Source organism: Pseudomonas sp. BF-R-30, assembly GCF_019956175.1.
GTDB classification, from domain to species: domain Bacteria; phylum Pseudomonadota; class Gammaproteobacteria; order Pseudomonadales; family Pseudomonadaceae; genus Aquipseudomonas; species Aquipseudomonas jessenii.
The window spans coordinates 1-19868 of record NZ_JAHBDE010000052.1; the positions used below are offsets into that span (position 1 = coordinate 1).

The 19868-nt window shown below is 60.1% G+C and carries 9 protein-coding genes and 1 rRNA gene; 3 read left to right on the forward strand and 7 right to left on the reverse strand.

Annotated elements, in window-relative coordinates; all coding sequences use genetic code 11:
- The first annotated feature begins 187 nt into the window (after positions 1 to 187).
- A 5S ribosomal RNA gene (gene rrf / locus KGB20_RS22675) occupies positions 188 to 303 on the forward strand.
- Between the two features lie 105 nt (positions 304 to 408).
- Here rrf and KGB20_RS22680 read toward each other — a convergent pair.
- The 5 genes from KGB20_RS22680 to KGB20_RS22700 all read right to left on the reverse strand — a co-directional run bounded on the left by KGB20_RS22680 (position 409) and on the right by KGB20_RS22700 (position 7461).
- Positions 409 to 876 (reverse strand): SRPBCC family protein, encoded by a 468-nt coding sequence (locus KGB20_RS22680; protein ID WP_102672825.1) that lies wholly within the window; start codon positions 874 to 876, stop codon positions 409 to 411.
- 22 nt (positions 877 to 898) lie between these two features.
- Positions 899 to 4309 carry a non-ribosomal peptide synthetase gene (locus KGB20_RS22685; RefSeq protein ID WP_154910997.1) on the reverse strand — a complete coding sequence of 1137 codons (3411 nt, stop codon included), beginning with the start codon at positions 4307 to 4309 and terminating at the stop codon, positions 899 to 901.
- 13 nt (positions 4310 to 4322) lie between these two features.
- Complete coding sequence (locus tag KGB20_RS22690) at positions 4323 to 5252, reverse strand: diiron oxygenase (RefSeq protein ID WP_154910996.1); 930 nt, start codon at positions 5250 to 5252, stop codon at positions 4323 to 4325.
- Entirely contained in the window at positions 5249 to 6025 is a 777-nt protein-coding gene (locus KGB20_RS22695) for a DUF3050 domain-containing protein (protein ID WP_150815189.1), read from the reverse strand. Before KGB20_RS22695 ends, KGB20_RS22690 begins: the two co-directional genes overlap by 4 nt.
- A 725-nt stretch (positions 6026 to 6750) precedes the next feature.
- Positions 6751 to 7461 carry a GntR family transcriptional regulator gene (locus KGB20_RS22700; protein WP_154910995.1) on the reverse strand — a complete coding sequence of 237 codons (711 nt, stop codon included), beginning with the start codon at positions 7459 to 7461 and terminating at the stop codon, positions 6751 to 6753.
- 196 nt (positions 7462 to 7657) lie between these two features.
- Here KGB20_RS22700 and lapG point away from each other — a divergent pair, with 196 nt between their 5' ends.
- Positions 7658 to 8350 (forward strand): cysteine protease LapG, encoded by a 693-nt coding sequence (gene lapG, locus KGB20_RS22705; protein ID WP_057712560.1) that lies wholly within the window; start codon positions 7658 to 7660, stop codon positions 8348 to 8350.
- A 14-nt stretch (positions 8351 to 8364) separates the two neighbouring features.
- Positions 8365 to 10311: a cyclic di-GMP receptor LapD gene (lapD, locus tag KGB20_RS22710; RefSeq protein ID WP_154862439.1), complete on the forward strand. Its 1947-nt coding sequence runs from the start codon at positions 8365 to 8367 to the stop codon at positions 10309 to 10311.
- Positions 10312 to 10393: 82 nt separating this feature from the next.
- Here the strand turns inward: lapD and KGB20_RS22715 are convergent, their stop codons facing one another.
- The gene (locus tag KGB20_RS22715) at positions 10394 to 10732 is read right to left on the reverse strand and encodes a tryptophan synthase subunit beta (RefSeq protein ID WP_150815185.1); all 339 of its coding nucleotides are present in this window, start codon (positions 10730 to 10732) and stop codon (positions 10394 to 10396) included.
- A 145-nt stretch (positions 10733 to 10877) separates the two neighbouring features.
- Positions 10878 to 19868: tandem-95 repeat protein (locus KGB20_RS22720; RefSeq protein ID WP_223533010.1), on the reverse strand; the 8991-nt coding region annotated here is incomplete at its 5' end.

The following is a 19868-nucleotide window of genomic DNA, read 5'->3' on the forward strand; positions in this document are numbered from 1 at the left end:
TCCCGAACTCAGCAGTGAAACGATGCATCGCCGATGGTAGTGTGGGGTTTCCCCATGTGAGAGTAGGTCATCGTCAAGATTAAATTCCGAAACCCCTATCTGCGTATGCAGGTAGGGGTTTTGTTTTAGTAGAAGTCACCAGTTTTCACTGGCACGTTAAAGTTCTAACGGGCTGGTTACAGAATTTCTTGACGACCATAGAGCGTTGGAACCACCTGATCCCATCCCGAACTCAGAAGTGAAACGATGCATCGCCGATGGTAGTGTGGGGTTTCCCCATGTGAGAGTAGGTCATCGTCAAGATTGAATTCCGAAACCCCTGTCTGCTAACGCAGACAGGGGTTTTGTCGTTTCAGGGGTACTGAAAAGCCCGTTGTGGAGCCTCTCCACAACGGGCTTTTTCACGTCTTACGCAAACAGCTTCAGCACATTGTTCATCGCATCATCGGCAAAACCCTGTACGAAGTCCTTGAAGCCCGGCAGTGCCTCGGCGGCGCCCTGCGCCGGTTCGGCGATGATGGTCCAGGTGGCTCTGGACTTGCCCGCATCCAGTGGTTCAACGCTCATCGCGGCCCACAGATTGGCCACACCCAGGGTGTTGTAGATAGTGGTCCAGGTCATGTGCCGTGCCTGGTCGTCCCGGGAGTTGAGCTGCTCGACCACCAGGTTGCCGTCCTTGAAAAACTTTTTGCGCAACGATGACACGCCTTCGCCGGTCATCTCTATATGCGACAGTGCCGGGATGAAGCGATCGAAGCCGGCAAAGTTACCGACTACGGCCCATACCCGAGTGGCATCGGCGGGCACGTCCACCGAGGACACCACGTGGCAGCCTTGAGGGTTTTTGATCAGGGTGTCGGGTTGCAGAATACTCATGGTTTTGCTCCGTTTGGTTGCGTCAGATGAAATTGATTTCTTTGAGGTAATCGCAGCCGCGACGCAGCAGCGCCGGGGACTTTTGCGGGTAGTGCGCGCCCATTAGCCGAACACCGGCCTGGGCGTTGTCGTGGCCGATCATCGAGATATCGCCGATGTCCTCCTCGAAACCGTTGAGGTAGAACCCCAGCACGCCGAACAACGCGTTGTCGCTGTCGACCCGACCCAGTTGCTGCTGCCAGTCGGCGACGCTGACCATCGTGAATTCGCGGCCTGCCTCGCGGAAGGACGCCACGTAGTTGTCCCAGCTCAAGGGCTCGGGGTTGTGCAGGTTGAATACCGCTTGTTCCGGTTGATAACGACTGGCGTGGAAGGCGATGAATCGGGCGAGAAAGTCCACTGGCATCAAGTCGAAATTCAAGGCGAACTCCGGTACTTGGCCAAGCTGGATCGAGCCCTTGAGCATCAGCATCAGGCGATTCTTGTGCGGCTGACACACGCCCGTGAGGCTGTTGAAGCTAATGTTGCCGGGACGGTAGAGATTGACCCGCACACCAAGCTCCCGTGCCCGTTCGAGGATTCGCTCGCCGACCCATTTGGACAGGTTGTAGCCGTTCTTGATGTAGATCGGTGGTGTGAGTGCGGCCGGCAACTCGAGCACTCGGCCATCGTCGGATATCGTGCTGGAGGCCGAGAGCGTCGAGACGAAGTTGAAGACTTTTTTGCTGCGTCCTTCGCACAGGCGCAAACATTCGAAAATCGGCTCGACGTTGTCCCGGGCGAGCGACTCGTAATCGAGGACGTGATTGACGTTGGCCGCGTTGTGCACCAGAGCGCCAAACTCCTGATCCAGCCGCTGGTAAACCTCGGGCGCCAAACCGAGTTCCGGCCGTGTGACGTCTGCCGTGTAAACCCGCACCCGGCTCATATCCAGATGCTCCAGACGGTTCTCCCGTAACGCCTGGGCAAAGCGCTCGTTCGCCGATTGCCCGTTGCCGTCGCGAACCAGGCAGGCGACTTCACTGGCGCCCCAGGCCAGCAATGCCTCGACGATGTGTACACCGACAAAACTGTTGGCACCGGTGACGATCACCTTGTGCACATCGCCCATGCGGCTGACGGGCATTGGCTGAATATCCAGTTCGCGGAAGGCATCGCGCATGGCCTGTTCGCTCAGCACTTCTTCGCTGCCGAAGCCGCGTACCAGTGTCGCCAGTTTCTCGAGGGTGGGCATTTCGATGAATCGGTTGATCGAGATGCTGCGCCCGAACTCCTCGCGCAGTCGCAGGAGCATGCGCGACAGCAGGATCGAGTGCCCGCCCAGATTGAAGAAGCTTTCGTCGGTGGAAATGTCGCTCGCCGGCAGCTCCAGCAACTGCGCCCAGATTTCCAGCAGCAGGGCCTCATCGGCGTTGACGGGCAGGCGCCGTGAAGGGTTCTCGGTGACGCTCACCGGCAGATCCAGCAACGCCTTGCGGTCGACCTTGCCATTGCTGGCGTAAGGCATGCTTGCCAGCTCGGTCCATGCAACAGGGTGCATGTAGTCCGGCAGGTGCTGTGTCGCGTGGGCCCTCAACGCCTGGCGAGCGCTGCCGGGAAGGTTCTCTCGGGGCTGGGCAAGGAAAGCCAGAATCCGCCGCTGGCTATCGATGACCACGGCAACCTGGCGGTACAACTGGCTGTCGCGCAGGCAGCGCTCAATCTCTTCCGGCTCGACCCGGAAGCCGCGAATCTTCACCTGATTATCACGCCGACCGCACAGCTCGATCCCTTCAGCCGTCCACTTCGCCATGTCCCCGGTGCGATAGACGCGCAGGGGCCGGCCATCAGGCAAGTTCAGGTCCAGATAACGCTCAGCGGTTTGCTGCGGGTTGTTCAGGTATCCCAGGCACACGCCCGGGCCGGCGATGTACAACTCGCCGACGGTCTGTTCGGCCACCGGTTGAAAATCGTCATCGAGAATCAACACCTGGCTATTGGCGATTGGAGCGCCCAGCGACCGGTTGTGGTCGCCTGGCTGGAGTTTGCGCGCGGTAATCAGCACCGTGGCCTCGGTGGGCCCGTAGAGGTTGTAGAGCTTGCCCTGACGGCTCAGTTGCTCGATGACCCACGGTTCGCAGACATCGCCGCCGGTCATCACATGGTCCAGGCGCTGCAATTGCTCCAGCGGCAGGATGCTCAACAAGGCCGGCGGCAAAAAGGCGTGGCTCAGTTGCCGATGACGGATCAGTTCCACCAGTTGCAGGGGATCGCGGCGTTGGTCCTCGTCGGGCACGATCAGCTCGGCGCCTTGCAACAGGGTGGGGAAGATGTCGATCAGCGATGAGTCGAAACTCAACGAAGAAAACTGCAGCACCCGGCTCTGGCTGGTCAGCTGAACATAGTCGGCGTACCAGTGGGTGAAGTGCGCGAGGTTGGCCTGGCTGAGCAGCACGCCCTTCGGATGGCCGGTGGTGCCCGAGGTGTAGAGGGCCATGCATGGCGTATCGAGGTCGGGGCGTTGGCGCATCAACGGTTGAGAGAGATCTGCTGCATGGGCGTCGATGCTGCTGATGTTCAGCCCTGGCATCTCGTTCGCCAGGGGGTGCTCGCCGTCATGCAGCAACAACACCGCCCCGGCATTCGACAGGATGTACTGCTGACGTTGCAACGGATGGCTCGGCTCCAGCGGCAAGTACACCGCGCCGCTGCCCAGGATCGCCAGGATTCCCGCATACAGCGCGCTGCATTTGGGCAGGCAGATCCCGATGACTATCGGGCCTTGATGCTGCTCCAGCAGCGGTCGCAGGCGTTGCTGGATGGCGCGGCTGTGGGCGTGCAACTGGCGATAGTCGAGGGTGGTGCCATCGATGCTCAAGGCCGGACGGTCAGCATTCTGGATGCACTGTTGCTCCAGCCTTTCGATCATCGGCGTTTGCGCAAGTTGCTGCAGTCGTGGGTCGGCGGTGGTATTGAGGCGATGCACGAACGCGAGGCTATCAAGGAACCGCAAACTCTCGATGCGCTCGAAGCGAACAGGTTCGGCGGGTTCGGCGAGCCGAAAATAGTCGGCATCGCGCGAGTAGCGACTGACCAGCAGCGCCACGTGGTCAACCAGTGCTGTCATGGCCTGCCTACTCAACGCCTGGCCGTTACCCGACGGTTCATCGGCGATGGGTACACGGGTCAGCAGCGTTGAACCATTGCAGCACAACAGGTCCAGCGAAGGCAGGCCGGACGCCTGCGGCAGGCCAAGGCCCAATTGCAATGTCAGTCGTTGCGCCTGACTGGTGAACGGAGGTGACGTGCCATCGACGATCAGTAGATCCGCAGGCCCCGACATTTCGTCGAGTGCGAACATCCGCGTCAGTGAGTGACCGTGTTGTTCGAGTTCCAATGCCAGCTCGGTCAGTGCCTGGCTTTGTCCAATGAGCAAGATGTCGAGACGTCTCATGATGGGCTCCTCGTCAAACCAGGTAGTCGCTGAGGGCGGTTTGTACGCACGGCGAATCGAGCAACGAACTGCTGTGGAAAAACCGCACAATGTTGGCCACCAGCGGGTGATGGCGACTTATCGGGAAGGCCAGTGCCGATACTTCGTTCCTGAGGGCGTGGCGCGCCGAGTCGTTGATCTGCAGTGCGTCGATCAGGCAGAAGTCGAAGGATTTCTGGATGTCGTTGGTCAGGTAATGAGCAATGAACACCGGCAAGATCTGGGCGATGCACTGGCGGTCGTCTGCACTTGCGGCATGCCAGTAGATGCGTACCAGCCGCGCCCAAAAACCGGAGTGACGCCCCTCGTCCAGCAAGTGATCGGCCATCAGGCCCTTGATCGATTGCTTGACCGTGTCGTCCTTGGCAAATGCGGCGACATCACCGGTCACCGTGTTTTCGGCGATGGCCACGCAGATCAGTTCTACAGCGCTACGCAGGTGCTCCGGTGCGAGCGCCACGGCCGCCGGTATTGCTCGGCTCAGTTCGATTTCATCCGGCAATTCAATGGGGGTGATGCCGGTCAACGCGATGGTCTGTTGCATGAAATCCATCGCCACCAGTGCGTGATAATCCTCGTCCACCACGACAGTCATGGCGTCGTAGCGGCAGGCGAACGGGAACTCGACCGCGAAGCGATTCTTGGCGATGCTGCGGGCGGTTTTGTCGACGATCTCGGTTTCGAAGATCACCACATCGTTGATGAACTTGTAGAGGGTCTGCACCAGGGCGAAGTCGCGCTGTTCCGGGCATTGGCGCACAAAGGTTTCGCTCAGCACCAGCGGTTGGCGGCTCAACGGGTAGATCAGTTTGTCGTCGTTTTCCAGCACACGGCGCGGGCGGGTGCGGATGGTCGCGCGGCTCTCCCAGGCATCAGCGAAGGATTGGTAGTCTGCGGCGTTCATGCGCTCACCTCCGTGACGGATGCGTTCATGCTCAGGCGCAACCCGTCCCACAGGGCGATACGACTTTCCACGGCTGCGATGGCGCTGGCGTATACATCTTCCTGCCGTTGCGGGTCGCTATCGACCAGTCGCGACAGGAGCTTTTCCGCTGCCGGGCCGTGGTCCTCGGAATCGACCTCAATGTGCCGTTCGAGGTAGTACCGGAAAGTCGGTGCCTGTTCGATACCGATGCCCCAATCGTCGAGGATGCGCTGGAACATCTGCGGGATAACGCTCTCGCGACCGTGCAGAAACGCCGCCGCCACACTGTGACCCGGTGCATGCAGTGCGGTGTGTAGCGTATGGCGAACGAAATCCGCGGCCGCCGGATCGACCTTGATGCTCTGCAATGCCACGTCGTAGCTCACACCCTCTTGCTGCAGGGCCACGAAGCGTTCGATGGCAACGGTACAGGCGCCGACCTCGCGCATTGCATCCAGGTACAACTCGAAGTGGCTGTAATGACCCCGGGCCGGACGATCATCCGACTCCTCACCCAGTACGATCTCGTTGATCAACCGCGCGGCCTGGGGATCCTGCGGTGGCAGCCAGGGCAGTCGCACGCAGGTCAATTCCTGTTGCAGACGCTTGGTCAGCGACATGAAGTCCCATACGGCAAACACGTGGGTTTCCATGAAGCGTCGCAGGACCGGCAGCGAATGTATTTCAGAGAAGATCGGGTGCTCGCTAAGTTCTGATTTTTTTTGAAGCAGACGTTCTTTAGTTGGTTTCATGGATGAGCCTGTAAATGATCCGGGGTGAGAAGTAATCAAGCACTGAAGTTCGCTGGAAGTTTTCTCCTGGCGAACGGGTACCTCAAACGTATTGATCTTTTTCAGTGCTATTGATGCCGAGTAGCTGAGGCGTTACTGCCGTTTGTGGCTGGCGGAGAAGAAAAACTAATACACATATAAAGTCTTGATCAAGTTGTTTTGTTGTTATTTCAATATTCAACTTTTTCGAAGATGAAAAGTTCCAATAAAACTTCTTATATTGGTTTTATTTTGGCGTAGTTACTCCTTCCGGCTTATGTAAGTCAGAATTAAATAAAGAGTGAATGCCTCACTCGAAGTAACTTTTTACGGGCGTCGTTGTGGGTGTCTGAGGGGGTGGAAGTGGGTCGCGAGTGATACCGATCCTTCCGTTCCCGTGATGAGGCTCCTTCCTTCGCTTCTGGGGGCAGAGACTGCTCCATTCGCACGGAGCGTCACCCGTTTTTTGTCCTGGTTATCCAGAGTGGGCGTAAATCGAGGTGGCCGCCATTACTGAGGCATCACGCAAACGTTGCAATGGTCGGGTTTTAAGGCGGCGGGGCGTTGGGGCGCGGTATGGCGCCGCAAGGGTGGTGTGGTATGGGGGCGGGGGATTTGTAATCAAATCATTCGCGGAGCATTTGGGGGGGAATGCGCGGCAAGCGAGGAAAACCCTTCGGTACATTCCCCGGGCTTGCCGCCGCGGGCTACTTCGACCTGTTCCTGGCTTGGACTTCAGGGCTGTTGAGGTAGCGCGTAATGACCTCGACCGCTCGGTTCAGGTGATGCTCGAGCAGCTGCACGGAGTGTTCGACGTCCCGGGCTTCGGCTGCCTGCAACAGTGCCTTGTGGTCATCCTGGGAGAGTTTGCCCAGGCCCATGGCTTCCAGGTTGAAACGCAGGAACCGTTCTTCTTCGTTCAGGCCGTCTTCGACCAGTTTCAACAGCCGGCGATTCGGCGCCCGGGTGTAAAGCGTCATGTGGAACAGGCGATTGAGCCGACCGATTTCGGTGTAGTCGCTTTCCGTTTCCAGTGCATCGATGTAGCGGGCAGCCTGTTCGAGATCTTCGTCCTGGAGCAGTGGTACCGAGAGACGCAGGGCTTCGGATTCCAGCAGGATGCGCAGCGCATAGGTTTCCACGGCATCGCCCTGTACCAGCGGCGCGACCACGGCGCCCTTATGGGCAACCACATTGAGCAACGATTGTGCTTCGAGTTGGCGCAAGGCTTCGCGTACAGGCATGCGGCTGACGCCGAACAGGTCGGCGAGGTCTTGCTGTCGCAAGGCCGCACCGCAAGGAATGCGCCCGTCGAGTATGGCCGCGCGCAGGGTTTCTTCGATCACCGAGCGTGCCATGTGTGCAGGAATCGGCCCGTTGACCTTGATACTGCTGAGAGGGTTGGGCTTTTGTGTCACTAAACGCACCCTGATTGATGGAATATTTTTGGATCCAAATGACACTAGTGACTGGCTGACTGCTTGTCAAACAAGCTCTGGAGTGCCTTTCTTCCAGTTTAGCGCGCCGCCAGTGATCTCACAGTGCCATTGTCTTTTCCCGGGCTAACCTTCACCATTCGAACGACTCCCTCCTGCCTATCCAGGATGCCTCGCATTGGTGGCAAGTTTAACGATCCCCCGGGTTTTACGCTGGCTGTGCAGCGCATTGCTGCTGACTGGCGTGATGCTGGGCAGCTTGAGCGCCGATTGGGATTTTTCCCTGATCAGCCGGCGAGCGCAGGCATTGTACGGACCTTTGGGAGAAGGTCAGCAGCGCATTAATGATTGGCAATACTTGTTGACCAGCCAGAAGCAGATCGGCGAGCTGGAACAACTCAATGTGGTCAATCGCTTCTTCAACAAACAGCTGCGATACGTCGAAGACATGGATCTGTGGCATGAAGTCGACTACTGGGAAACCCCGATCGAAGCCCTCTGGAAAGGCGCCGGCGACTGTGAAGACTACGCTATTGCCAAGTACTTCAGCCTGCGACACCTCGGTGTAGCCAGTGAAAAGCTGCGTATCACCTATGTCAAGGCACTGACCCAGAACCGTGCGCACATGGTGCTGACCTACTACTCGAGTCCGGAGGCCGAGCCCCTGGTGCTCGACAGCCTGATTGATGCAATCAAGCCGGCCAGCCAGCGAAAGGATTTGCTGCCGGTCTACTCTTTCAATGCGGAAGGGATGTGGTTGCCGGGTGCCAAGGGCAATAAAAAGGTCGGCGATACCAAACGCCTTTCGCGTTGGCAGGATGTGTTGAAAAAAATGCAGGCCGAAGGATTCCCGGTCGAGACGACTAACTAGGAGCACGTGCTCAGATGTCTTTGTTCAAACAGCTGTTGATTGCTATCTGTCTGTTCCTGGTGGTCGCCTTCACCGGTAGTTTCATGGTCAGCCTGGAGAGCTCGCGTACTCAGTACGTCAACCAGTTGCGCTCCCATGCCCAGGACGCCGCGACGGCGCTGGCGCTGTCCCTGACACCGAACATCGACGACCCGGCGATGGTCGAGTTGCTGGTCAGCTCGATTTTCGACAGCGGTTACTACGCGAGCATCCGCGTGGTCGATGTGAAAACCAATCAGCCCCTGGTCGAGCGCACGGGCATTCCGGCGATCAACAATGTTCCGGACTGGTTCGTCAAACTGATCGGCCTGGAGCCCGCCGGTGGTGATGCGATCGTCAGCCGTGGCTGGGAGCAGGCTGCCCGGGTCGAGGTGGTCAGCCACCCAATGTTCGCGCTGGCCAAGTTATGGCAAAGCGCTTTGGGCAGCCTGGGCTGGTTGCTGCTATGTGGCGCGGTCAGTGCGGTACTTGGCGCATTGTTGCTGCGTCAGCAATTGAAACCGCTGGATTACATGGTCAAGCAATCCCACGCCATCGCCCGGCGGGAATTCCTCAGTCTGCCAGAACTGCCGCGCACCCCCGAACTTCGCCGGGTAGTGCAGGCCATGAACCAGATGGTCGAGAAGCTCAAGGCACTCTTCCAGGAGCAGGCCGAACGCAGTGAAAAACTTCGGGTCGAGTCCTATCAGGACTCGTTGACCGGGTTGGCCAACCGGCGTTATTTCGAGATGCAATTGAATGCGCGGGTAAGCAACCCGGAGCAGGCCAGTTCCGGTTACCTGCTGTTGTTGCGGGTCAAGGATCTGGCCGGTCTCAACCAGCGCCTTGGTGGTCAGCGCACCGATGAAGTGCTCAAGGCCGTCGGCGAGCAATTGTCCCGCGAGTGCGCCAAATACCCGGAAACCCAAAACCTGGTCACCCGTATCCGTGGTGGCGAATTTGCCGTACTGGCACCGGGACTGGTGCGCACAGAAGCGCTGCAATTGGCACAGAACCTCGACAGCGCCTTGGCCAGTCTTCACGCTACCGGCGCCACCGATGTGGCTGCCGTAGCCTCTATCGGCCTGGCGCCTTTTGCTCACGGCGACTCGCCGCAAGCCGTGCTTAGCCTCGGCGATCAGGCACTGGCCCAGGCCGAAGGCCAGGGCGAGCAAAACTGGGCCTGTATCGAACACAGCCTTGCGGCCAGTGTCGGCGACGATCACCACGCCTGGCACCTCATGCTCGACCAGGCGCTGACACAGCAACGTTTCGAGCTGTATTTCCAACCGGTAGTGGCCGCCCAGGACACGCAACTGGTGTTGCACTACAAAGTGTTGTCGCGGCTGCTCGACGAACACGGCCAGACCATCCCCGCCGGGCGTTTTCTGCCTTGGCTGGAGCGCTTCGGCTGGACTGCACGTCTGGATCGGCTGATGCTCGAGCGGGTATTGGAGCAAATGAGCGGGCATGAGGAATCGCTGGCGCTGAACCTGTCGTCGGCTACCCTGGCCGATCCGCAGGCGCAAAACAAAATCCTCGAGATACTGCGCTCGCATTCCAACCTCGGCCCGCGTCTGACCCTGGAAATTGGCGAAGAGCAACTGCCTGATCAGGCAGTGCTGGAGCAACTGACCCGGCGTCTGCGCGAACTGGGGTTCTCCCTGAGCCTGCAACGTTTCGGTGGCCGCTTCAGCATGATCGGCAACCTGGCCCGGCTGGGTCTGGCGTACCTGAAAATCGATGGCAGCTACATTCGGTCGATTGATCTGGAGAGTGACAAACGCCTGTTCATCGAGGCGATCCAGCGAGCGGCGCACAGCATTGACTTGCCCCTGATTGCCGAGCGGGTCGAGACAGAAGGGGAATTGTCGGTGATTCGCGAGATGGGGCTATATGGTGTGCAGGGCCAGCTGTTCGGCGAGCCCAAGCCCTGGAAGTAACTCTTGGCGTCGGGTTGTCAGTGACGCCTTCATCGCGGGCAAGCCCGCGACGACGGCTGGAACAGTCACTGAAGATCGATGATCAGATCAACCCGCTTTCATTCTCATCGATCAACTGACTCAACCCACCCAACGCCTCACGCGCCTGGGTCCGGTCCATCAGTTTGGCCTGGGCCGCCGGTGGCAGGTCGGTGACACGGATCACGCCTTTTTGGGTCAGCACCTGAATCAGGTCATCGAGTACCCGAATCATTTCAAAGTCGCTCTGCTTGAGCTGTTTGAGGCTGTTTTCCACAGCCGCGTTGGCAAACCAGGCCAGGATTTCATGATTGTCGGCCGCCAGCGTTTCCGTGGCCTCGGCGTAGGCGGCGGGTTCCACGCGTACCAACAGGCCCTGCGCATCGCGTTGCACGTAAAACATTGAGCATCCCTCAGAATTGAACCAGCGTCGTGCTGTCAGCAGCATAGGTCAACTGCGCGCCAGTATGTGGCGCGGCGACGAAATCGTCACCGGGCAGTGGACGCAAACATGACGGCCGCCCCCTAAGGACGGCCGTTTTCGTGCATCAGCTGTTGTTGTGATCGATCTTGATGGTCGGGTCGCTACCGGCAATCAGGTTGTGCAGGTTGGCGCTCGACCAGTTGTTGCCTTCCAGTTTGATCGTCACGTCCGGTGTGGCGGCGGCCGCATTGCCCGAGTTGAACTGGCCGGTTGTGCTGACTTGCAGCGACGACACGCCATCGACCGTGGAGATCTTCAGGAAGTTGTCGATGGTGCTGCCGGTTTCACCCTGCAACAGATCGCGCAGGTCGATCCGGTCACCTTCGCTGGCCTTGAAGTCCTTGATCACGTCGTTGCCGGTGTCGCCCGCTTTCCAGACGAAGGTGTCACCACCGGAACCACCGATCAGGATGTCGTTGCCCTGTCCGCCCATCAGCGTGTCGTTGCCGGTACCTCCGAGCAGGATGTCATTGCCCTTGCCTCCGTCGAGGGTGTCGCTACCGCCCGAACCGAACAGGATGTCATTGCCCGCCCCGCCCAGCAGGGTGTCGTTGCCGTCATGGGCACCGGACACATCGAACGCGTTGTAATGCTCGGTGATGTACTGGTGCACATTGCTGGTGGTGACGTTGCTGACGTCCACACCGGATTGCTGCGCCACGAAGGCTTGCATTGCCTGGTAACCCTCGCCGGCAATGCCGTTGAAGCTCACCAGATCGCCGAACAGAAGGTCGTTGCCGTCGCCACCGCTGACGGTGTCGTGACCCGGCATCGTCGCTTCGGTGTGGCCGATGATCGAGTTGGCCAGGTCCTTCGGATCAATGTTGGTTTGTGGCGATTGATTCGAGTCGTACGGCTTCAGGTCGTTGAGGCTCACTCCGCTGTTGAGGCCAATGGCCTCGACATTCGACAGGTTGCTCAGCAACGTAAAGCTGCCGGTTGAGTTGCTGGTGGTGTCCCAGTCGGTGCTACTGCCGTCGCCGTCACGACTCGAAAATTCGTAGGTTCCGTCACCCTGGGCACGCAGATACCCGAAGTCCTTGTATGACCAGCTACCTCCGTTGCCATTGCCATTGCCATTGCCGTTGTTGCCGTTGCTGCTCTTGGTCCAGACGGTCACATAGCCCGAGGCGGTAATGTCGATCTGGTGCGTGCTGTCGGGGAACAGGCTGATCGCTGTGCCCGGCTGATAGTTGCTGGTGGTGATCAGGCTATCGAGTGTTGTGCTGCCATACAGGGTCGGGTTGGTCGACTCGCCGCTTTGGTAGTAAGTTGGCTTGCCGTCAGTAATGAAATACGTGAGGTTCTTCGCCCCCGTGTTGGCCACGACGTCCGCACTCTGGAACCAGTTGGCCGTGGTTTTGAACACGTCCTCGTAGTTGGTGCCGCCGCCGGATGACATCGAGTCCAGAGTCGCCTTCAACTGAGTCAGCGCATTCGGGTCTTTGAGGTTCACCGATACCGACTTGTTGACCTGGGTGTCGAAGTCCACCAGGAAGATGTTCACTGTACCCGAGTTGCTGCCCAGGCTTTGCTTGAGGGTGTTGAACACCGACGTCAGCGAGTTCTTGGCCGAGTTGATCGACGAGGAACTCATACTGCCGGAGCTGTCGACCATGAAGGCGATATTGTAGTTCTGACCCGGTACGACCGTCAGCCCACCGATATCCGCTACCACGATGTCATTGGCATCGGTGCCGGTGACATTGTCATTATCTGCGGTGGCAGTGATCGGGTTATAGACCGCTGGATTGATCGTGATCGGAATTTGCGTCGTATTGCTGGCCGAATCACCCTGGCTCTCGGTCGAGACTGCCGTCACGGTCAGCGTGTTGGTGCCGGTGGCGTACGGTGCCGGGGTGTAGCTCAACTTGCTTACATCCCACCCGCTGAGGTTGACGACGCCGTTACCGGTTGTGCCGGTAAAGGTGTGCGTGCCATCGGTCAGGGTCGCACCTGCCGGGATGCCGCCGATCGAGGTAATGGTCTGGGTTTCAGAGCCATCAGTGTCCACTGACGTTACCTTCAAGCCCAACGCGATGCTGCTGTTCTCGGCCACCTGAGACGTGGTGGCGGTCACGATCGGTGTATCCGCGACCGCGGTCACACTGATGTCCAGCGTGGTGCTTGAACCGGTATTGGTGGTGTAGGTCACAGTCGGAACCTTGCCACTCCAATTGTCGGCAGGGGTAAAGCTGTAGTCACCGTTGGCACCGAGAGTCAGCCTGCCCACGTTTGCGATGGTGGCAGTGCCCCCCGCGGTGTACTCGATGCCACCAATAGTGAACTTGGTCACGCTGAGAACGTTGTCCACATCGCGGTCATTGGTCAGAACGTTACCGGCGGCGATCTTGTCCTCAAGGGTGGTTTCGAGGTCAGCAGCCAGCACACTCGGGTCATCGACTGGCGTGACGCTGATGTTCAGGGTCGAGGTGACGTTGGGTCCCAAGCCGTCGGTTACGGTGTAGGTGACGGTTGGCACCGCGCCGTTGTAGTTGGCGGCCGGGGTGAAGGTGTAAGCCCCGTTTGCTGCGATTACCAGGCTGCCGACGTTGGCGATGGTCGCGCTCTGGCCGGCGATGAAAGTGCCAGTAACACCGTCGATGGTGAAGTTGACCACGCTGACCGGGCCGTCGACGCTGCTCGTGCCGGTGAGGACGCTGCCGGTGAGGGCAGTGTCTTCCAGGGTCGAGACGGTTTCGTTGGCGTCGGCGAAGTTGTCGTTGACCGGCGTGACGCTGATATTCAGGGTCGAGGTGTCGTTCGGTCCCGAACCGTCGGTGACGGTGTAGGTGACGGTCGGCACCGTGCCGTTGTAGTTGGCTGCCGGGGTGAAGGTGTAGGCACCGTTGGCGCCGATCACCAGGGTGCCGACGTTGGCGATGGTCGCGGTCTGGCCGGCGATGAAAGTGCCAGTAACACCGTCGATGGTGAAGTTGACCACGCTGACCGGCCCGTCGACGCTGCTCGTGCCGCTGAGGACGCTGCCGGTGAGGGCCGTGTCTTCCAGGGTGGAGACCGTTTCGCTGGCGTCGGTGAAGCTGTCGTCGACCGGCGTGACGCTGATGTTCAGGGTCGAGGTGTCGTTCGGTCCCGAACCGTCGGTGACGGTGTAGGTGACGGTTGGCACCGCGCCGTTGTAGTTGGCGGCCGGGGTGAAGGTGTAGGCGCCGTTGGCGCCGATCACCAGGGTGCCGACGTTGGCGATGGTCGCCGTGGTGCCAGCGGCGTAGGTGGTTTCACCGATGGTGAAGTTAACCACGCTGACTGGCCCGTCGACGCTGCTCGTGCCGGTGAGGACACTGCCGGTGAGGGCAGTATCTTCCAAGGTCGATACCGTTTCGTTGACGTCGGTGAAGCTGTCATCGACCGGCGTGACGCTGATGTTCAGGGTCGAGGTGTCGTTCGGTCCCGAACCGTCGGTGACGGTGTAGGTGACAGTCGGCACCGTGCCGTTGTAGTTGGCGGCCGGGGTGAAGGTGTAAGCCCCGTTCGCCGCGATCACCAGGGTGCCGACATTGGCGATGGTCGCCGTGCTGCCGGCGGTGTAAGTGGTTGCACCGATGGTGAAGTTGACCACGCTGACCGGGCCGTCAACGCTACTCGTGTCAGTGAGCACACTGCCGGTCAAGGCGGTGTCTTCCAGGGTCGAGACTGTTTCGCTGGCGTCGGTGAAGTTGTCGTTGACCGGCGTAACGCTGATGTTCAGGGTCGAAGTGTCGTCTGTGCCGGAACCGTCGGTGACGGTGTAGGTGACGGTTGGCACCGTGCCGTTGTAGTTGGCGGCCGGGGTAAAGGTGTAGGCGCCGTTGGCGCCGATGACCAGGGTGCCGACGTTGGCGATGGTCGCCGTGCTGCCGGCGGCGTAGGTGGTTTCACCGATGGTGAAGTTAACCACGCTGACCGGGCCGTCAACGCTGCTCGTGCCGGTGAGGACACTGCCGGTCAAGGCGGTATCTTCCAGGGTCGAGACGGTTTCGTTGGCGTCGGTAACGTTGTCGTTGACCGGCGTGACGCTGATGTTCAGCGTACTGCTTGAGCCAGTATTGGTGGTGTACGTCACCTGTGGAACGTTGCCATTCCAGTCGGCAGCCGGCTTGAAGGTGTAGTCGCCGTTGCTGGCGATGATTAGCGTACCGACACCAGTGATGGTTGCGGTCTGGCCCGCCGTGAAACTGCCGTTGACCCCGTTCACGCTGAAGCTTGCGACGCTCAGGACATTATCGACATCGTGGTCGTTGGTCAGCACGTTGCCGATCGCGTTGTGATCTTCTTCGACGGTGATCTTGTCCGTCTGCAGCACGCTTGCGTCATCGACGGCAGCAACGTGCACCACCAGTGGCAGCGAGGTGCTCGCACTTGGGGCGTCGCCGTCTTTGGCGGTGGCCGTAACGGTCAGGGGAATGTCGCCATTGAAGTTCGTCGGCGGTGTCAGCTTGAGCGTGGACAGGTTCCAACCCGTAATGTCCACCGACGTCGAGCCGTCGGCAGCATTGAAGGTATGGTTGCCATCGGTGAGTATGGAGCCCGCCGGCAAGCCACTCAGTGTGAGAGTGAGCGTTTCCGAACCGTCGGCGTCATTGGTGTGGGCCTGGATGGTGGACAACAGGATCGCGTTGTCTTCAAGGCCAGAGTTGAGCACCTGAGTGACATTGATGTTGTCCAGCACGCCGCCCAGGCTGTTGCTGTCCCCGGCGCGGAATTCGAGATTCTGGTTGCCATCGGCAATGACCGGAACGTCGAAGCTGTAGTGCTGCATGCCCGTGGTCGAGGTGTTCAGGGTGCCAATGAGCTTGCCGCCCCAGTACACGTTGATAAGCGAATTATCTACGCCGGCACGCGGTGCATAGTCGAACGACACGTTATAGGTGGTGCCGGACTTCGCATCGATAGTGGTGTAGAGGTTGCTCGCATCACCGGCATTGCGCTCAAGTTCGATGACCTGGCTATTGCCGCCGGCACCGTAAACGCTGGCCTTGCCGATTTCGACCATACCTCCTTGGTTGTCCGTGTGCCAGACGCCGTTGCCAAGCTTGCTGACATCGACGTTGGTATTCGAACCGTTCACCGCGACTTCCTGGAAGTCGGTTGAGGCAACCATACCGCCACCGGTCAGTGACAGGCTCGGGGTATCGGTCACTGGCGCGACGACGATGGTGCCGGTCGCCGAAGTAGCAGAAGGCATGCCCCCGTTGTCGGTCGCACTGTAGGTGAAGCTGGTGGTGCCACTCCAGTCGCCGGTGGGTTTGAAGTAAACCGTTGCGCCATTAGCGGTTGCGGCGATCACGCTGCTGGTGGTCAACGCAATGGTCCCGGCCGCGTCTGCGTAAAAACTGCCATTGGCCGGCAGGCTGGTCAGGGTGAAGTGGTTGACGCTGCCGTCAATGTCATTTCCGCCGAGCTGCACGGCGATCACATGATCTTCATCACCGCTGGCCGAGGTGGAATTAACGGTCGGAGCGTCGTTGACCGAGTTGACCGTAATATCCAGCGTGCTGGTGGAATTGGTATTGGTTGTGTAGCTGATCTGTGGAACGGTGCCGTTCCAGTTTGCGGCAGGGGTGAAACTGTAATCGCCGTTGGTGGCGATAGTCACAGTACCTACGCCGCTGATAGTCGCGACTTGACCCGCAGTAAAGGAGCCAGGGACGCCTTGTATGGCGAATGTCGCGACACTCAGGGCGTTATCGACATCGATGTCATTGCCAAGCACATTGCCGATTGCAACGTGGTCTTCATCGACGGTCTTGGTATCTGCGATCAGAACGCTCGGGTCATCGACCGGGGTGACGCTGATGGTCAGGGTCGAGGTGACATTGCTGCCGGAGCCGTCGGTGACGGTGTAGCTCACGGTTGGCACGCTGCCGTTGTAGTTGGCGGCCGGGGTGAAGGTGTAAGCCCCGTTCGCAGCGATCACCAGGGTGCCGACGTTGGTGATGGTCGCGGTCTGGCCGGCGGTGAAAGTGCCAGCAACACCGTCGACGGTGAAGTTAACCACGCTGACCGGACCGTCAACGCTCGAGGTGCCGGTCAACACACTGCCGGTGACGGCGGTGTCTTCGTTGGTAGTCACGGTTTCACTGAGGTCGCTGAAGCTGTCATCGACCGGGGTGACGCTGATGGTCAGGGTCGAGGTGACATTGCTGCCGGAGCCGTCGGTGACGGTGTAGCTCACGGTTGGCACGCTACCGTTGTAGTTGGCGGCCGGGGTGAAGGTATAGGCGCCGTTGGCACCGATGACCAGGGTGCCGACGTTGGCGATGGTCGCCGTGCTGCCGGCGGCGTAGGTGGTTTCACCGATGGTGAAGTTCACCACGCTGACTGGCCCGTCGACGCTCGAGGTGCCAGTGAGGACGCTGCCGGTGACGGCGGTGTCTTCGGCGGTGGTTACGCTTTCGCTGAGGTCGCTGAAGCTGTCATCGACCGGGGTGACGCTGATGGTCAGGGTCGAGGTGACGTTGCTGCCGGAACCGTCGGTGACGGTGTAGCTGACGGTTGGCATGCTGCCGTTGTAATTTTCGGCCGGCGTAAAGGTATAGGCGCCGTTGGCGCCGATCACCAGGGTGCCGACATTGGCAATGGTCGCGGTCTGGCCGGCGGTGAAAGTGCCAGCAACACCGTCGATGGTGAAATTAACCACGCTGACCGGACCGTCGACGCTCGAAGTACCGGTGAGGACGCTGCCGGTGACGGCGGTGTCTTCGGCGGTGCTCACGCTTTCGCTGAGGTCGGTGAAACTGTCATCGACCGGGGTGACGCTGATGTTCAGGGTCGAAGTGACGTTGCTGCCCGAGCCGTCGGTGACGGTGTAGCTGACCGTCGGCACGCTGCCGTTGTAATTTTCGGCCGGGGTGAAGGTATAAGCGCCGTTGGCGCCGATCACCAGGGTGCCGACGTTGGCGATGGTTGCGGTGCTGCCAGCGGCGTAGGTGGTTTCACCGATGGTGAAATTCACCACGCTGACTGGGCCGTCAACGCTGCTCGTGCCGGTCAACACGCTGCCGGTGACGGCGGTGTCTTCGTTGGTGGTCACGCTTTCGCTGAGGTCGGTGAAGCTGTCGTTGACCGGGGTGACGCTGATGGTCAGGGTCGAGGTGACGTTGCTGCCGGAACCGTCGGTGACGGTGTAGCTCACCGTCGGCACGCTGCCGTTGTAGTTAGCGGCCGGGGTGAAGGTGTAGGCGCCGTTGGCGCCGATCACCAGGCTGCCGACATTGGCGATGGTTGCGGTCTCACCGGCTTGGTACTGGGTGCCGCCAACCGTGAAGTTAACCACGCTGACCGGACCATCGACGCTGCTCGTGCCGGTGAGGACGCTGCCGGTGACGGCGGTGTCTTCGTTGGTGGTCACGGTTTCGCTGAGGTCGGTGAAGCTGTCGTCGACCGGGGTGACGTTGATGGTCAGGGTCGAGGTGACGTTGCTGCCGGAACCGTCGGTGACGGTGTAGCTGACCGTCGGCACCGTGCCGTTGTAGTTAGCGGCCGGCGTGAAGGTGTAAGTGCCGTTGGCGCCGATCACCAGGGTACCGACGTTGGCAATGGTCGCGGTTTGGCCGGCGGTGAAAGTGCCAGCAACACCGTCGACGGTGAAGTTAACCACGCTGACCGGACCATCGACGCTGCTCGTGCCGGTGAGGACGCTGCCGGTGAGGGCAGTGTCTTCCAGGGTCGAGACGGTTTCGTTGGCATCGGCGAAGTTGTCGTTGACCGGCGTGACGTTGATGGTCAGGGTCGAGGTGTCGTTCGGTCCCGAACCGTCGGTGACGGTGTAGGTGACGGTCGGCACCGTGCCGTTGTAGTTGGCGGCCGGGGTGAAGGTGTAAGCCCCGTTCGCAGCGATCACCAGGGTGCCGACGTTGGTGATGGTCGCCGTGCTGCCGGCGGCGTAGGTGGTTTCACCGATGGTGAAGTTCACCACGCTGACTGGGCCGTCAACGCTGCTCGTGCCGGTCAACACACTGCCGGTGACGGCGGTGTCTTCGGCGGTGCTCACGCTTTCGCTGAGGTCGGTGAAGCTGTCATCGACCGGCGTGACGCTGATGGTCAGGGTCGAGGTGACATTGCTGCCCGAACCGTCGGTGACGGTGTAGGTGACAGTCGGCACCGTGCCGTTGTAGTTGGCGGCCGGGGTGAAGGTATAGGCGCCGTTGGCACCGATCACCAGGGTGCCGACGTTAGCGATGGTCGCCGTCTGGCCAGCGGTGAAAGTACCAGCAACACCGTCGATGGTGAAATTGACCACGCTGACCGGGCCGTCAACGCTCGAGGTGCCACTGAGGACGCTGCCGGTCACGGCGGTGTCTTCGGCGGTGGTCACGCTTTCACTGAGGTCGGTGAAGCTGTCATCGACCGGCGTGACGTTGATGGTCAGGGTCGAGGTGACATTGCTGCCGGAACCGTCGGTGACGGTGTAGCTCACGGTTGGCACCGTGCCGTTGTAATTTTCGGCCGGGGTGAAGGTGTAAGTCCCGTTGGCGCCGATCACCAGGGTGCCGACATTGGCGATGGTTGCGGTGCTGCCAGCGGCGTAGGTGGTTTCACCGATGGTGAAATTCACCACGCTGACCGGGCCGTCGACGCTGCTCGTGCCGGTGAGGACGCTGCCGGTGAGGGCGGTGTCTTCGTTGGTGCTCACGCTTTCGCTGAGGTCGGTGAAGCTGTCATCGACCGGCGTGACGCTGATGGTCAGGGTCGAGGTGACATTGCTGCCCGAGCCGTCGGTGACGGTGTAGCTGACCGTCGGCACACTGCCGTTGTAGTTGGCGTCCGGGGTAAAGGTATAGGCGCCGTTGGCGCCGATGACCAGGGTGCCGACGTTGGCGATGGTCGCCGCGCTGCCGGCGGCGTAGGTGGTTTCACCAATGGTGAAGTTAACCACGCTGACCGGCCCGTCAACGCTCGAGGTACCGGTCAACACACTGCCGGTGACGGCGGTGTCTTCATTGGTAGTCACGCTTTCGCTGATGTCGGTGAAGCTGTCATCGACCGGGGTGACGCTGATGGTCAGGGTCGAGGTGACGTTGCTGCCCGAGCCGTCGGTGACGGTGTAGCTCAC

Bases quoted from the DNA above. Each gene is read 5' to 3' on its own strand.
- KGB20_RS22680 (WP_102672825.1), bottom strand. From the start codon at position 876: ATGAGTATTCTGCAACCCGACACCCTGATCAAAAACCCTCAAGGCTGC.
- KGB20_RS22685 (WP_154910997.1), bottom strand. From the start codon at position 4,309: ATGAGACGTCTCGACATCTTGCTCATTGGACAAAGCCAGGCACTGACC.
- KGB20_RS22690 (WP_154910996.1), bottom strand. From the start codon at position 5,252: ATGAACGCCGCAGACTACCAATCCTTCGCTGATGCCTGGGAGAGCCGC.
- KGB20_RS22695 (WP_150815189.1), bottom strand. From the start codon at position 6,025: ATGAAACCAACTAAAGAACGTCTGCTTCAAAAAAAATCAGAACTTAGC.
- lapD (WP_154862439.1), top strand. From the start codon at position 8,365: ATGTCTTTGTTCAAACAGCTGTTGATTGCTATCTGTCTGTTCCTGGTG.
- KGB20_RS22715 (WP_150815185.1), bottom strand. From the start codon at position 10,732: ATGTTTTACGTGCAACGCGATGCGCAGGGCCTGTTGGTACGCGTGGAA.